This window comes from Methanospirillum stamsii (assembly GCF_003173335.1).
In the GTDB taxonomy this organism is placed as follows: Archaea; Halobacteriota; Methanomicrobia; order Methanomicrobiales; family Methanospirillaceae; genus Methanospirillum; species Methanospirillum stamsii.
Genome location: NZ_QGMZ01000008.1, coordinates 126,605 through 141,075, shown reverse-complemented (window position 1 = coordinate 141,075; position 14,471 = coordinate 126,605). Strand labels below are relative to the sequence as shown.

General features: G+C 42.1%; 12 protein-coding genes. 3 read left to right on the top strand and 9 right to left on the bottom strand.

The window, feature by feature from the left end; translation table 11 throughout:
- Positions 1-22: 22 nt before the first annotated feature.
- The 3 genes from DLD82_RS03795 to cobN form a co-directional block, all read right to left on the bottom strand.
- Entirely contained in the window at positions 23-751 is a 729-nt protein-coding gene (locus DLD82_RS03795) for an ABC transporter permease (RefSeq protein WP_342764525.1), read from the bottom strand.
- Positions 748-1,701, bottom strand: coding sequence for an ATP-binding cassette domain-containing protein (locus tag DLD82_RS03790; RefSeq protein WP_109939777.1), 954 nt, complete (start codon positions 1,699-1,701; stop codon positions 748-750). The genes DLD82_RS03795 and DLD82_RS03790 overlap by 4 nt, the downstream gene beginning before the upstream one ends.
- Before the next feature lie 73 nt (positions 1,702-1,774).
- On the bottom strand, positions 1,775-5,542 hold the full coding sequence (gene cobN / locus DLD82_RS03785) for a cobaltochelatase subunit CobN (protein ID WP_109939776.1): 3,768 nt from the start codon (positions 5,540-5,542) through the stop codon (positions 1,775-1,777).
- Here cobN and DLD82_RS03780 point away from each other — a divergent pair.
- Positions 5,541-5,732 carry a hypothetical protein gene (locus tag DLD82_RS03780; protein WP_109939775.1) on the top strand — a complete coding sequence of 64 codons (192 nt, stop codon included), beginning with the start codon at positions 5,541-5,543 and terminating at the stop codon, positions 5,730-5,732. The genes cobN and DLD82_RS03780 overlap by 2 nt on opposite strands.
- A gap of 92 nt (positions 5,733-5,824) precedes the next feature.
- Here DLD82_RS03780 and DLD82_RS03775 read toward each other — a convergent pair whose 3' ends face one another.
- The 4 genes from DLD82_RS03775 to DLD82_RS03760 all read right to left on the bottom strand — a co-directional run bounded on the left by DLD82_RS03775 (position 5,825) and on the right by DLD82_RS03760 (position 11,603).
- The gene (locus tag DLD82_RS03775; RefSeq protein WP_109939774.1) at positions 5,825-6,373 is read right to left on the bottom strand and encodes a tetratricopeptide repeat protein; all 549 of its coding nucleotides are present in this window, start codon (positions 6,371-6,373) and stop codon (positions 5,825-5,827) included.
- A gap of 88 nt (positions 6,374-6,461) precedes the next feature.
- Entirely contained in the window at positions 6,462-6,656 is a 195-nt protein-coding gene (locus DLD82_RS03770; RefSeq protein ID WP_109939773.1) for a hypothetical protein, read from the bottom strand.
- A gap of 510 nt (positions 6,657-7,166) precedes the next feature.
- Positions 7,167-9,389 carry a DUF3821 domain-containing protein gene (locus tag DLD82_RS03765; protein WP_181391233.1) on the bottom strand — a complete coding sequence of 741 codons (2,223 nt, stop codon included), beginning with the start codon at positions 9,387-9,389 and terminating at the stop codon, positions 7,167-7,169.
- A gap of 924 nt (positions 9,390-10,313) precedes the next feature.
- Positions 10,314-11,603, bottom strand: coding sequence for a Fic family protein (locus DLD82_RS03760; protein WP_109939771.1), 1,290 nt, complete (start codon positions 11,601-11,603; stop codon positions 10,314-10,316).
- A gap of 291 nt (positions 11,604-11,894) precedes the next feature.
- On the opposite strand from DLD82_RS03760, the gene DLD82_RS18435 reads away from it, so the two are divergent.
- Entirely contained in the window at positions 11,895-12,059 is a 165-nt protein-coding gene (locus DLD82_RS18435) for a hypothetical protein (protein ID WP_181391232.1), read from the top strand.
- Here the strand turns inward: DLD82_RS18435 and DLD82_RS03750 are convergent.
- On the bottom strand, positions 12,047-12,274 hold the full coding sequence (locus DLD82_RS03750; protein ID WP_109939769.1) for a hypothetical protein: 228 nt from the start codon (positions 12,272-12,274) through the stop codon (positions 12,047-12,049). The two genes, DLD82_RS18435 and DLD82_RS03750, sit on opposite strands and share 13 nt — an antisense overlap.
- Before the next feature lie 186 nt (positions 12,275-12,460).
- On the opposite strand from DLD82_RS03750, the gene DLD82_RS03745 reads away from it, so the two are divergent.
- Positions 12,461-13,627, top strand: coding sequence for a transposase (locus DLD82_RS03745; RefSeq protein ID WP_109939768.1), 1,167 nt, complete (start codon positions 12,461-12,463; stop codon positions 13,625-13,627).
- A gap of 203 nt (positions 13,628-13,830) precedes the next feature.
- Here DLD82_RS03745 and DLD82_RS03740 read toward each other — a convergent pair whose 3' ends face one another.
- On the bottom strand, positions 13,831-14,106 hold the full coding sequence (locus DLD82_RS03740) for a hypothetical protein (protein WP_109939767.1): 276 nt from the start codon (positions 14,104-14,106) through the stop codon (positions 13,831-13,833).
- Positions 14,107-14,471 lie beyond the last annotated feature (365 nt).

Below are 14,471 nucleotides of genomic sequence, written 5' to 3'. Positions count from 1 at the left end.
ATTCACACAAACTTTTTTACCATTATACCGTAATCCGCCGGAAGACATACCCGGATATACACAATATAATCACCGAGAAGACAGCTAAAAGCCCGATGGAGAAGAAGGGAATCGTCCCGGATCCGAGATCCCGGATAGCATCGATAGCAAAACTTAAGGGATTGACATGGGCTATGGCACAAAGCCAATCTGGCATCACATCATAGGGCATCGGGGCACTCGAAGTGAAGAAGAGGGGCATGGTGACCATGGCCGTAAAAGCTGCAAAGGAGTCATGATCATCCAGATAGAGAGCGATTGTGGTTGAAAAGGCAGAGATAAACACCCCAAACAGGAAGAGGATGAGATATATCAGCCCATACTGTAGGGGATTTAATATCGTGGCACCAATCAGAATTACAAGGACCAGGATGATGGTTGACTGCAGAATTCCCCGAAGAGTGATGAAGAGGATCTTACTTACCAGGATGCTCTCACGTGGAACCGGCATGGCAAGGAACTTATTCAAAAATCCAAGCATCTTGTCAAACATCAGAAGGGATCCACTTGATATTCCTGCAGTCTGAATCGTCATCACGAGAATTCCGGGTGTGATAAAATCAAGATAATTTCCCGTAAACTCGACCGGAAGGGCAAGCCCGACGAACATGAGCCAGGCAGCTGGAAGCACCAGGGTTGAGACTACTCCGACCCGGTACCGGAACCACCGGATAAAATCCCTCTGTATGTAGGTGAATACTCCTTTCATCATCTCCTCCTGAGCATCAGACGGTATTTCCACTCTTCAAAACCCGTTGATTCCTCCTGCTTTCCCACCGACTGGAGGAATACATCATCAAGAGTTGGTTCACGAAGAGACATAGCCCGGATACTGTTTCCAGCACGGCTGAGGGCATCAGCGAGTGTTGGGAGTGCCTCTCTCCCGTTCTCAGCTGTAAACGAGAGTTCATCTCCGGATTGACCGACAAACAGAACACCTTCCAGGTCTACTGGCACATATTCACCATTTACAATAACAGAGATGACATCCTTCATCAGGTGTGATTTTAATTCAGCGGGTTTTCCAAGGACTGCAATCATGCCATGATTGATGATCCCGACCCGGTCGCAGTACCGGTCTGCCTCATCCATGTAATGGGTAGTCACAAAGATCGTCATCCCTTTCCGGTTCAGTGCATGGATATGCTCCCAGATTTTCTTTCTGGCTGCAACATCGAGCCCGAGTGTTGGTTCATCAAGGAATATCACTTCAGGTTCGTGTACCAGGGCTTCTGCCAGTTCAAGCCTCCTTCGCATCCCACCGGAGTAGGTCTTTGCCAGATCGTCGGCACGGGAAGAGAGTTCCATCACTTCAAGGAGCTCATCAACCCGGTCCCGGGGATTGGAAACACCATACAATTTAGCAAAAAAGAGCATGTTCTCCCGTCCGGTCAGGTTGGTGTCAATTGCCATATCCTGGGGGACATAACTGATAGAGCTTCGAACCTTGTCTGGATCCTTCCGGGTATCATATCCACAGATGCTTGCAGTTCCCCTGTCTTGGGTGAGAAGGGTAGTAAGCATCAGAACTGTTGTCGTCTTTCCTGACCCATTCGGTCCAAGAAGCCCGAAAATTTCCTTATCCGCCTCGATGTTCAGGCCGTTTACCGCACAAAAATCTCCAAAAAATTTGGTGAGATCTTCAGTCTGAATGGCGGTCATGAGATCTCATCCCATCCTGACCGGATGCCATCCAGGCATCCCACTCTTTTCCGGAGAGAGATGCTCTTCAGTCTCATGGATTCTCTTCCCCCATCTGTTCAAAGAAGTTCTCTGACTCAAGATATATCTCCTGCAATCTGCGGATCGTCTCGTCATCAGTATCCCAGAAACCTCTCTGGTTTGCTTCCAGCAGCCTTCCGGCTATGCTGTGAAGGGCATACGGATTGTTCTCTTCAATCCATTTCCTATTCTCCTCATTAAAGAGGAAATGCTCTGTCGCTGCCTGGTACTCCCAGTCATCAACCGCATCAGAGGTCACATCCCACCCGAAGGTGTACTCGATGGTGTTCATGACCTCCTGGACTCCCCTGAATCCATGGGGCTTCAGCCCTTCAAGCCACCTGGGGTTGAGCACACGGCTCCGGAAAATAAACCTGATCTCCTCGTCAAGGAGGCGTGTCTTCACGTTCTTCGGATCTGATGCTTCACCGATCACCGATACCGGATCTTTGTCACCGTAGGTTTTGACACAGGCATTCATCCCGCCAAGGAAGATATAATCGTCATCAACATCCAGAATATCAAATTCACGGGAGACACGATTTTTCACCGTAACATCAAGGTGCCCCATCTGCTCCCTGAAGAGTTCAGGGAATTTCTCTCCACGGTATTTCCGGCCATAGGCATGAGCACCCCAGGTCGTATACACCTCTGCAAGATCGCTTCGGTCGTTCCAGGCAGAAGCATGAACAACCTCACCAATCGCACATCCGTGGTTTCCGGGAGGGTCTCCAAATATCCGGATAAGAGCCATATCTCTGGCTTCCTGCTCGGAGAAACCTTCCTTTAACTTCTCCACCATATCCTGTTTTAAGTGGGCAGAGAGGAAGTTGACATCATCTGATTCATCCAGTGAGGCAATGATCTCAACACCTTCATCGATCATATTGACCAACATGGGGAAGGTATCCCGAAACATTCCGCTTATCCGGAGGGTTACATCGATTCGTGGCCTTCCAAGTTCCTTTGCCGGAATGACCTCTAGCCCGGTCACCGCACCGCCCCGGTCAGACCAGATCGGCCTCAGCCCCATCAGCCAGAAGATGTAAGCGATATCATCTCCTCCGGTCCTCATCGTGTCAGTCGCCCAGACGACAATCCCTACTCTTTCGGGATATTCACCCTTTTCCTGGATATACCGCTCAACCATCAGGTCTGCCATAGCTTTGCCTGTCTTCCAGGCAGCCTGGGTCGGGATGGTTGCAGGATCAATCGAGTAACAATTCTTCCCCGTAGGGAGGAGATGAACATTGCCCCTTGTAGGATCCCCGCTTGGTCCCGGGGGTACATATCCTGCATCAAGAGCCCTGACCAGGTTTGTCACTTCATCCGTTGTCTTATATAGGGTATCAACGATGGTCTCACAGATAAACCGGACACATGTTTCAAGGCCAGAATTATCTTCTCCATATTCATCCCGAATCAAGGAGAGTGACTCCTCCAGGCTGAAATCGCATTCTGCCATCCGGTCAATCAGGTTCCGGCTCTTACAGTCGATCATATCGATGAGAGCTCCGTTCATCTGATCGTGCTTCTCATTGAATCCCGAAGGATCATCAAGGAGGGATCTCAAAGAGAGGGATAACGATGCTGCGATACTCTCACGAAGAGATGGAACATTCCCGTTTTCAAGCCTGGTCAGGGCATAGATCATCTCCCTGAAACGAACATCTGCCGGAGGAAGACCGAAGATATGAAGGCCGTCTTTGATTATAGTATCCCTGACCTCACAGATGTAATCATAGAGCCGCTCTGCATTTACTGCAACTTCATCGGGCTGAGCATCCTGGTTGAGACCTAAGTCATGTGTGAGATTCTGGGCCAGGACAATCCGGTGTATCTCTTCGATGAGTTCTGCAGATTTTTGTTCTTCTTTTCCGCTTTTCGCTCTCAGGTACTCCTGCAGAATCGTATCAAGTTCCGAAAGATCCCCGTACCCTTCTGCCCGCATCATGGCAGATATGAGATAGTCAAGGAGGACTGCCCAGGTCCTCCTTTTTGCCTCCACTGCTTCACCAGGATCATTGATGATATACGGATAGATATGCGGCATATCTTCAAAAACCAGGTCTGGATAGCATTCTTCAGACATTGCATTCCCCTTGCCGGGGAGCCACTCAAGGGTTCCGTGGGTTCCTACGTGGACCACCGCATGGGCTCCGAATACGTGCTTTATCCACCGGTAATAAGCGACGTAATGGTGTGGCATCACGAGGTCATTTGAGTGAATAAGAGACTCGACCTGCTCAAATAATCCCCTTGGCGGTTGTATTCCAAGGAAGATGTTTCCGTTCATCCGGCCGGGAATACAGAGTTCCCCACCATGAAGGAACAATTCACCCGGTGCATCACCCCAGTCGGCAGATATTTTGGCCTGATTCTTCTCGGGGATTTTGGAAAACCAATCCCGATACTGTTCAGCGTTCACAAAACCTCCAGATCTCTCCCGCATCTGGTCATGGGTGATGTACCTGATATCGTTGGTAAGACCGGCAATCATCCAGTTAATCAGTTCGTTCCCGGTTTTTGGGATATAATCCACCTTGTATCCCTCATTTTTGAGACGCTTTAGTATCTCGATGATACTCCTCGGGGTATCAAGACCTCCGGCATCTCCAAGAGCATCCATATCCCCGGTATACTGGTATAGGAATATCGCTATCTTTCTATTCTGTACCGGCGTCCGTTTCAATTCTGCCCACCGGAGCGCCATCTCTGCAATACGCTCAGGCCTTCCTGGGATTGGCACTGCAACGTTCTTTTTCCCCTCATATTCATCCGTGGTGGCAAGGGGTATGGTGATTACCTGTCCGTCATATTCAGGCCAGATAACTCCGGATGAGATCTCCATCGCAGAAAGGCCAAGATCATCTTCCTTCCAAGTCTCATATGACCGGTACATCGTGATAGTCTGAAGGAGGGGGACGTTCAGATCATCAAAGAAGTTGTATATCGGCTCTTTCTTCATCCCGTCATTAGGATCAGAGAGACTAATCTGGGAGAATGACATGTTGATGATGAGAACATCAACCAGCGGCTTATTACCATGGATCAGGTACTGTTCGATGAATTTCCGAATCCCTATTGCCCCGGTGACCTCATTCGGGCTTGTTACGAGGAAGAAAGGGAGAACATTCATCCCCCTGGATTCAAGAGCAGATATCAGGGTATCAATCGGAAGGATGTTCTTCCTGACAAAAAAGAACTGGTGAAGGAGAATTCCGGCTGTTGGTTTATCAGGATCCAGTCGTTTTATATGGGCAGCGTAATCATAGACTTCCGGTAATGTCGGGTGATAGAATCCTTCAGTCGGTGGATATTGCAAGGGAGGAACAGAAACCTCTATTCTGGCAATGGTTTTACAGGCCCAGAGAATGAGACTTCTTGTGTTCTCCTTTCCGCCAAGTTCTATACATGCATGAACAAAGTCATAGTCGTCGTCAGAGAACGGGAAGATATCCCGGTATTCCTTCATCTCTTCCGGGATTGAGCTTCCGATAAAGGTTCCAACCTTTTGCTCCCTGACCAGAGCAATAAGGCGATCGTATTTCTTGAAATAGGTGGCACTTCCGTGATTGCTCACAAGGAGCAGATCACAGCTTTTTACTTCCTCCAGGATTTTAATAAACCTCTTCTCTTCAGAATCCAGTTCTTCTGAAGTTGCCTGAAGAATCGTAACCGGGCTAACTTCACTACATGATTCTGCTGCTTCATAAAGCCAGGGATTTTCTCCGGTTCCTGCACTAATATAGACTATTTTCACTTTGTATCCTCCATTCATGAATCCACCACTCGTTCCGGATGATAGTATCGATACATTCCATATATTTTGCATTACTGAAAAAAAAGATGAGCGAAACGATTTTTTATCCAATGAAAAAATCATGAAAGAGAGGGTTTCATTTCATGCAGTAATATCTTCAAAAATACCAAAGATTAAGGTTAAAACAAATTTCCCTGAGCATATATGAGCCAAAAGACAGGACAGATTAGGAAACCATTAAAAATGGACCTCCAACTCTTCAGTTTAACCTGTCATATGGAAAGATCTATTCCGGATTCATTATGAATCCCGGATTTCCATTTTTGTTTTCAGGATTTCAACAGACTTTAAAAATGTTAATTCATTGATTTTGTCTAAAACCTGTTCCAGATTTTCCTTTGCAAAGACATTTTCCGGATCAATCAGGAGTGCCTGATTAAATGCCTTGGATGCATCTTCCAACTTATCAATCTCAACAAGGACAGAGCCCTTGTTATTCCAGGCATCAATATTCTCATGGTCGATTGAGAGTGCCTGGTTATAAGCCCTGATAGCTTCCTCATATTTTTCAAGTTTTTGCAGAACTGATCCTTTAAGATTCCAGAGTGATGAATTCCCAGGTTCGAGTATCAGTGCCTGATTATATGCATCGACGGATTCGTTGTATCTACCGGAATTTGAAAGGTCAATCCCGAGAGTTACCAGCATTGTTGCATTTTGGGGATCTTTTTTTAATAGTGTATCAACCGGTTTATCATTGTCATCACCAAAAACCCCACATATGGCATTTCCCGCAATGCAAACGAGAGAGACAATAAATAAAAGAGAGAGAAAAGAGATATTTTTCATGATGAGATAATGTTCATGTAATCAGCGATAAACCTTTTTTATAAAACCATAATTCCGATATCTGATTTCGGGATTCGCCTCTCATCGTTTATAAAAGACCGTACCAGGCTACGTATGAAAAGATTACCATAATGACCATGATAATAATGATTCCTTTATAGATACAGGAGTAGCATATCCGGCTTCCAAGATGAATACATTCAATACAATGGTTTTTTCCACATAAACGGCAGGTATGTTCTCCAACATTGTCTTCATGATGGACACAGGGGTTTTGTGTCATATCATATAATAGCGCCCCATTTGGTAAAAAACCTGGGAATAATGATATTTTTTTAGAATAATACAAGATAGTTTGAAAATTCCCCTTCATCCTATTATCTCAATCGCAGACATGATACTAACCAGGAGATGATAAAATACTCACCTAAAGTCCGGATATATCAGATTTACACCAATTAAAGGGCATTATACCATTATCACAATTAAGAGAAATCCGGTTGGTTTTAAGTCTCACTGATAGGGAAATTTTCAACCAGAAGAGAATGGAGAGGGCTTCCATCCGGGTTCTATATAAATCGGCGATTTTTCCCGAACTGAAGAGCCCAAGATATAAAGAGAGTATTGGTTTTCACTGATACACTTAAAAAGGGGGATCTAAATAGGGGGCATGCAATGGTATCGCACATATATATGTATGCTTGGCGACCCCTTGATAAATCGAGATTCTGAGTTTAATCATCAAAAAATGACCATAATAAGGATATTTGTTTTGATTATATCTTCCGAATGATTAATTTGTGCCCTGAGTAAAATCTTCAGAATCATCAGACAAGGTATCCTGAACACTGATCGATAATCTAGTATAAGCCGTGGAAGAAGAAACCTTACCATCAGACCACCGGATTTCCCAGTCTACCTGATATGTTCCAGGCAGGTAGAATGTATGGGTATAATCACGCCCGGAATACTTTTTCTGATTACTCTTCCAGGTCCATTGAATAGGAGTAATTCCCCCAGTAGCAGAAGATTCATCAGAAAAATGAACATTTAATGGTGCTGGTCCTTCTGTAGGATCAGCAATTATTTCCACATGATATTCCACCGGAACTCCGGAGTCGATATTATCCCGTTCTGAATACCGGATGATGGTTTTAGTACCTATTTGCTCTTTTTCTGCATCGAATATAGCACCAAATCCGGAAATACCTTTAAAAGACTGCATATCACTCGTAAGATCAGTAATGGTTGAACCAGAACCTGAAGTTACATGTGAGAGACCTTTTTTCTGGGATTCCTGGTTTGAGGGAGATATATCAGATGGAGCGATCTCATCATAGAGGACCTGAATATAGGTATTGTCCGGTTTTAATGCAGATGCTTTTTGTATCGCTGATCCTGCCTTTTCCATATCCCCTGCTTGTGCATAGATTACTGCAGCATAATACCAGGCAAGAGCATCTGAAGGGCCATAAGTGGTAGCCTTTTCAATACTTACTAATGCCCCGTCCAGATTATCTGCATTAGCCTGAGATACTGCCTTGTATGTTAAAGCCAGGACATTTCGTGCATCCAGTTTTATAGCATCATCAAATGTACTGACCGCGAAGGGATATGAACCAAGATAGAATTTCACCATGCCAAGACCGATGATTACATCGATATTCCGATCATCTTTACTTAATGCGGTTTCAAAGGCATCTTCTGCATCTTTATACCGCTCCATACCGATGAGATAATTACCCATATCGATGTAATAACTAACCGGAGGGGTACGTCCTTCTTCCTGGAAAAATTCCGAGTCAGATTCTATCATTGCAGCATTATCGGCTTTTTTATCCCATTGCAGATCGTGAGAACCTGAAGATGGAGATTTTTTATTAAATTCATCTGATGTAATAAGGTCAAGATATCCTAAAAAATTCGCAGTTACAGGTAAATTACTCCTTTCTGTAACCTCAATTTTTTGGGCTACTACCTTTGTGTCCTCAATCGGTTCAAGATCATCTGGCACTCCAAGAACTTTTTGCTCCTTTCCTGGTACAATAGTTTGAACTGGTGTGGTATCCTGAACCACTCCATTTGTACTTCTATCATTTGCAATTATCTCAACAATTTTCGCAGGGCTTACTGACCTTCCAGTATAAGGAGAACCATCAGGAGCACGAAAATTATCATACAAGTCATTCAGGTTTGAACTGACCCATACCAAGTACTTTCCTGGAGCATACGCCTCATCTCCTGTATTCCATCCATCATCTGATCCAACTTTGGTGTGGCCCTCATCGGTTCCTACCCAGTACCACTCTTTAGAATCAATCGGGAGATTTTCAAGAGAAATCATCTGGTTATTCTTTCCCGGGACTTCAGTGATAATTTCTCCATTCTCTCCTTGTTTTAGCGATATCGTAAAGGGTGCATCATCTGGGGTGTATCCAGTTCTTCCGGTAGCACTTCCCATGTTTGTCTCTATGAGGAAATTTACATAATTTCCTTTGGAAGTTTTTTTTCCTGAAATGTCTTCTCCGGAGGAGCCGTCAAGGATCTTCATGCTTATAGATGGTTCAACGAGAGTGAACACGAGATCACCGTGATTTTTTCCATCCCAGAGGTACCATTCTCCATCTTTTGCGAAAAATAGATCAGGATCCACAAAGAAATCTGCCGGGTCTTCAATTTTTTGAATATCTGAAGGAGATGCATCTTCAGGAGGAATACAACCGTAACTACGCTCCCCGATTGTTCCTCCATATATAACCGTCTTTCCATCTTCAGAAAGGCTATATACCGGATCAGTAACATCCTCCTCCTTGGTTTTAGAGAGCCCACAGGGATCATCATACCACCCAATCATTACAGGTTTATTGATGTATCCGGTGAGATCCAGACCACTTTCACCGATAAATACCTCATTTCCGGGTGAGATTTTATTAATAACCGCAGTTGCAGGAAATGATACAGATATCAATACCAGCATTAATAAGCAAACTACCATCCAATACGCTTTATTGTGCATGTAAACTCCATTCAGGATATCCATCCGTGTTCAGTTAATATCCCAAACCATAAAGAAATCAGGATAAATATTTTTTTTACATGTCAAAATTTATAACCTTATCGAATCGAAATATACCACTGTAGTATCAATTACGGCGAGAAAGAATTATTTCGACGATTTTTTTCAGTAATTATTCTGTTTTTTGAGAAAAGTCAATCTTTTATTAAAATTCCAGGTACTTTTTAGTATATCAGAAAAAATTAAAGTATAGATATCATTCCTTCAATAACATTGATTTTATTTTTCAAATTACAGCGAAAAAACGTCTAATCCTGGCTATGTCTGATGTTGTACCATGACTTTAAAACCAACCAGATATTTTCATTTTCACTTTCATCTTTTAAAAAACCCATTGTGCTGATTTTTCATTAAATGGAACGAAGGACAATATATAAATCTTTTTTCCCGCATCCTTCAGCCTATATAATATAGAAATATTCCTCCCCAAAGGGGAGATCATCAATGTACAGACCGTTTTTGTTCTCCCAGAAGAATCTTCAGAAAAAAATTTCGTCCACTACTTATAGATAGGGTTGGTGTATATCTACCGCAATTATCCTGCAGAAAGAACACAAACGGGCAAGGGCCATCGTTTATACACTTTTCACATAACCCACATCATGAATATTACTACCTCCTTGTTCTGGATCAGCGATGAATGAATTTGCCTTTTCCGTGTGCTTATCATATCTGAATAATGCCAAGGAAAGGATTCAAATATCTAAAAGAATGGATGAATTCCAGTAATTCGTATTATTTCTTAATTTTTAAAAAAACGGTCTTTATTTCGGGACGGAAAAATTTTTCCTGTAATGATATGTTGGTAGTAATTTTTTCCTTTGTTAAGCGAATTAAGAACGCTCATAGGTTAATTCAGGATTCTTACTTCCCTTTATAAATGAAATAAAGCCCCTTTCCCCTCTTTTCCTTCACGACGTACCCTAAATCCTCCAGATGCATAAGATCTGTCCGGGCAGTCTGGTAAACCACATTAAACCGCTCTGCTATCTGATAAATAGTGAACAGTTGCCCCGGAGCCTCCATCATCTCGGTAAAAATCTCCCCCTGCCGGGGGGTAATGTTATTATCCAACCGGACAATTTCCTGTGATTTTCGTTGCTGATCCTGCTTTTCTTCAATAAATGTAATCATTTCATCAAGTGCCTTATTCATACAATCGATATGATACCGGATAAAATACGTCAGATCTAACTGATCAAATTCGGTATGGAGATATGCAAGGGAATATTTTCCTTTGGTCTTAAGGATACTCCGTGAGATTGAAAGATATTCCATTAACCAGTATCCCCGGGAAAGCGTATACCAGTAGAACAGACTTCTTGCGGTCCGGCCATTCCCATCATTAAACGGATGAATGTAACCGACCAGAAAATGAATTATTATCCCTTTGATAATAGGATGAATGAACTTTTCTTCATCATCCTGGTTAGCAAATTCACATAACTGCTCGAGTAACCGTGAAATCTCCTGCCAATCCGGGGGGATGTGATATACCACATTATTGACCACATCCATCACCCTCACATCATTACTATTCCGGAAATGACCAACATCTTCAGGATCAATCGTATCTTTTGTTACCATCCGTTGAATTTCCAGAAGTAGATCCGGAGTTAATCGGTCCTCTTTCTTCCTGGTGATCATCTGCAGGGTATTGTAATTATTGAGGACCATCTGCTCTCCATGGCTCCTTGGTTTTCTCTTCTGCTCGATCATAATCCTGGCTTTTTTCCGGGTAGTAACCGCCCCCTCAAGAATACTTGATGCTATTGCTTCTTCAATCAGGGATGAAACGATGTATCGTTTGTCTAGCTGAAGAGATCTGTTTTGTATCTGGATTGTTCCGGAGAGGTACCGATCAAAAAGATGAAGACTTTTTTGTATTGTCGGAATTGGTGAGTACTCCATTTTTAAAAGAGGATACGAAATTTTCTCCATCTTTTGGGATCGAAACACCTTCATTGCAGTCCAGGTTTCCAACCTCTCCTCTTCATCCTGTATCCGGTAAGTCAGTTCATCCCAGTAGAGGTACCGGTCATTAAACGCATCAACGGTCTTTTTAAAATCAGAATCCTCAAAGTATCGAAGAAGGATTTGGTTAATAAATGACAAATCAGAGATATCAGGAGGTTTTAACGGTAATGATTTCATGGTTTAAATAATTACTGAATAATATTAGTTATACTAATTTTAACCATATTAGTATATTTTAGTATTCAATCTCTTCGTAATATCGTTATACTAATTTTAATCAAATTAGTATGTTTTAGTAGTATAAGAAAAATGTGTTTAAAAGAAAAATCCTAAGCATTTATCGTTTTGTTTAGTTTGTGGGGCCCAAAAAACTCCGGAGGTAAAAGACAGGATGAGAGTATTTTCAACGGTTTACAGTCAGATTCGCGATTATTAGCATCCGGTAATCTCCAGGAGATCATCCAACAGGTGAACGATTTCCGGATCGATGCGGAACTTGATGGGAGTATGTTAAACTCGTGGATTCGGATCTTCCAAAGGGGGTACCGGTATGAAATTTATGACGACGAAAACAGTAGTCGAGGTTCTTTCTTTCTCTCCGAAGATAATCCGGTAGATGATCAGGACCGGTGAACTAATAGCGTACCGGACTTAGGGAGAATTCCGAATTCAGGAGGAGGATCTGATCTTGGTCCTGACCCGGTGCAGGATCGAACCCTCTCCTCATGTAAGGGAGGAATAATCCTATCCGGTTCCCTTCCGGTCTCGTATGTTAGCATCTTTTTCTTTCCCTGCTCATTGTTTCTGATGGATGCTTTTCCGGTTGAGATCCAGTACCCAACAACCATAACTCTCCGTTCTAATTTTTTGTTAATTGGATTTTGAATTTTTTTTAATAAATTCTGGTTTTTTTTAATTCGGATAGATATTGTTGACTTTAACCCATAGTAATGGTCAAATTTTTCGTTTTTATAAATATGGTTAACTGCTCATAAGAAAGTATATATACTTTTAAAAATCTGCCGCCGGCAGATATGGGCTCTAAATTTCAAAAAAAGTCAAATAATTCTCCTTTCAAAGGAAAAGAAAAGATTACAGTGGTTAGGGCAGTACGAGCAATTAATACTCATATTACCATTATGCCCTGTGGTACGTTTACTTCTGAGGATATCATAACCACTACTGTTGGAATGGCTTTGAATCGAAATTCTCCGACTTCAATATGCAGGGTACCTGATCTGAAATTCCCCTCATGTACGACCTATCACGCATGCACTAATTCGTTAGAATATGTGGAATTAGAGGAAAATAACTCGAAATTATTTCAGGAATTTGCACATCAATTTCTCGATAAAGGAAAGTACTACACATTCGCAATAGATGAAGTAAATGATCCTTATTATGGAAAAAAAGTACCAGAAAATGAAGATTTTATTGTAGGTGGGAAACAGAAAAAATCCACGAACCATTTTTATTCATATATTTCCTTGTATGTGACCATACGAAATCGAAGAGTAACATTGGCTGTTTTTCCTGTTCGGAAAAGTCAAAGCAAGTGTTCTAGCATAAAACGGTTTATTGAGATTATTAGAGAAGAAGGATACCACATTCGTGTTCTTTTGTTGGATCGAGGGTTTTATTCAGCCGAGATATTTCATTATCTCCAAAGCGAAGGAATTCCCCATATTATGCCTGTAAAAGTATACGGTAAGAAATTAAAAGAATTATTGAATCAAAATGAACTTCGACAATTCGAGTATACAATATATGAGGATAGTAAAAAACCACAAACAATCAAAATAATACGATATTTATATCGCAAAATCACAAAGGACGGCACAATAGAAGAAAAAAATCGAGGGTTTGTATATTTTGGTCTTGAATGGAGTTTATTAAAAATTAAATCCGAATACAGAACTCGATTTGCGATAGAATCATCTTATCGAATGAGAAATATCGTTCGACCAAGGACCTCTACGCGAGATCCGGTTATTAGGTATTTTTTTACTATCGTATCGTTTCTGCTTAAAAATATCTGGGTTGTTATTCTACATGAGAATTTTCGAAGGAAACAAAGAGGGCCAATTGTAATAATTAGTGATTGGTTTCGTTTTGAAGCATTTATCGGGCGGATGTGGAATGCTATCGCCAAATTGGCTTCAAATACGCTACATCTCTCTAATTTCGATGAAATAACCTAAATTTTCATCTGCTGACAATTATTAGCGAAAGATCATCTCTTCTTCATAGCTTTGGCGATTTAGTTCGGGAGGTATAATTGGAGATTTTTACAAAAATATTCAGATAAATCTTTACTGAAAGAGGATGGAAAAACAAAATTCTGAAAAGTTAACTTATATTCAATGAAGATGACATTACTGATTTTTTTTGTTTGAAAAATTTGTCAGACAATACCTTTTGAAACGTTTCTGATTGTTGGGTACTGAGATCGGGAAGTGTGGAGTGTGGAGTGAATTGTTCCCATAAAGGAATGAGGTGACATCCGGTGTCCGGTAGTTCCCGGCAACTCATCATACCCGATCACTCCCGAACTGTTCACCCGGATGGTGGAAAGAGCCGATCTGGTGAACCGGATATCCCGGGAAAGGACCGCCCGGTCATCAGAACAGATGTTGAAAGTACGTCTGCCATGTTCGAATCCCCTGCCGTGATCTCTCACGGCTGAATAGAAATTGGCGGGAGCATGTAAATGGTTGAACCGGGATCTGAAACGGAGGGAGAAGAGGAGATGGATAAGGGAATGGAGCGATAAACGCGACAATATTAATAATTAGTGTCATTTCAACGCTATAGAATTCCCTAACCACCCATACAGGATTTCCCGTTTAATATTCTAATCCATCATCCATGACCAGATTCAAAGAGAGTACGATGAGTATTTTATAGCTTGGTTGATAAGAAATCCCGGGTTTGATTCCAATAATTCTATACCCCTTCCTCTTTTGGGAAGTAGATTCAGGCCAACAGGATTAACCAAACTTCCCTGACAGCCATGAATTATTATATTATCGATTCACCCCATGC

Excerpts from the sequence above, each read along its gene's own strand:
- DLD82_RS03795 (WP_342764525.1), bottom strand. The coding sequence starts at position 751 with ATGATGAAAGGAGTATTCACCTACATACAGAGGGATTTTATCCGGTGG.
- DLD82_RS03790 (WP_109939777.1), bottom strand. The coding sequence starts at position 1,701 with ATGACCGCCATTCAGACTGAAGATCTCACCAAATTTTTTGGAGATTTT.
- DLD82_RS03780 (WP_109939775.1), top strand. The coding sequence starts at position 5,541 with ATGAATCCACCACTCGTTCCGGATGATAGTATCGATACATTCCATATA.
- cobN (WP_109939776.1), bottom strand. The coding sequence starts at position 5,542 with ATGAATGGAGGATACAAAGTGAAAATAGTCTATATTAGTGCAGGAACC.
- DLD82_RS03775 (WP_109939774.1), bottom strand. The coding sequence starts at position 6,373 with ATGAAAAATATCTCTTTTCTCTCTCTTTTATTTATTGTCTCTCTCGTT.
- DLD82_RS03770 (WP_109939773.1), bottom strand. The coding sequence starts at position 6,656 with ATGACACAAAACCCCTGTGTCCATCATGAAGACAATGTTGGAGAACAT.
- DLD82_RS03765 (WP_181391233.1), bottom strand. The coding sequence starts at position 9,389 with ATGCACAATAAAGCGTATTGGATGGTAGTTTGCTTATTAATGCTGGTA.
- DLD82_RS03760 (WP_109939771.1), bottom strand. The coding sequence starts at position 11,603 with ATGAAATCATTACCGTTAAAACCTCCTGATATCTCTGATTTGTCATTT.
- DLD82_RS03750 (WP_109939769.1), bottom strand. The coding sequence starts at position 12,274 with ATGGTTGTTGGGTACTGGATCTCAACCGGAAAAGCATCCATCAGAAAC.
- DLD82_RS03745 (WP_109939768.1), top strand. The coding sequence starts at position 12,461 with ATGGGCTCTAAATTTCAAAAAAAGTCAAATAATTCTCCTTTCAAAGGA.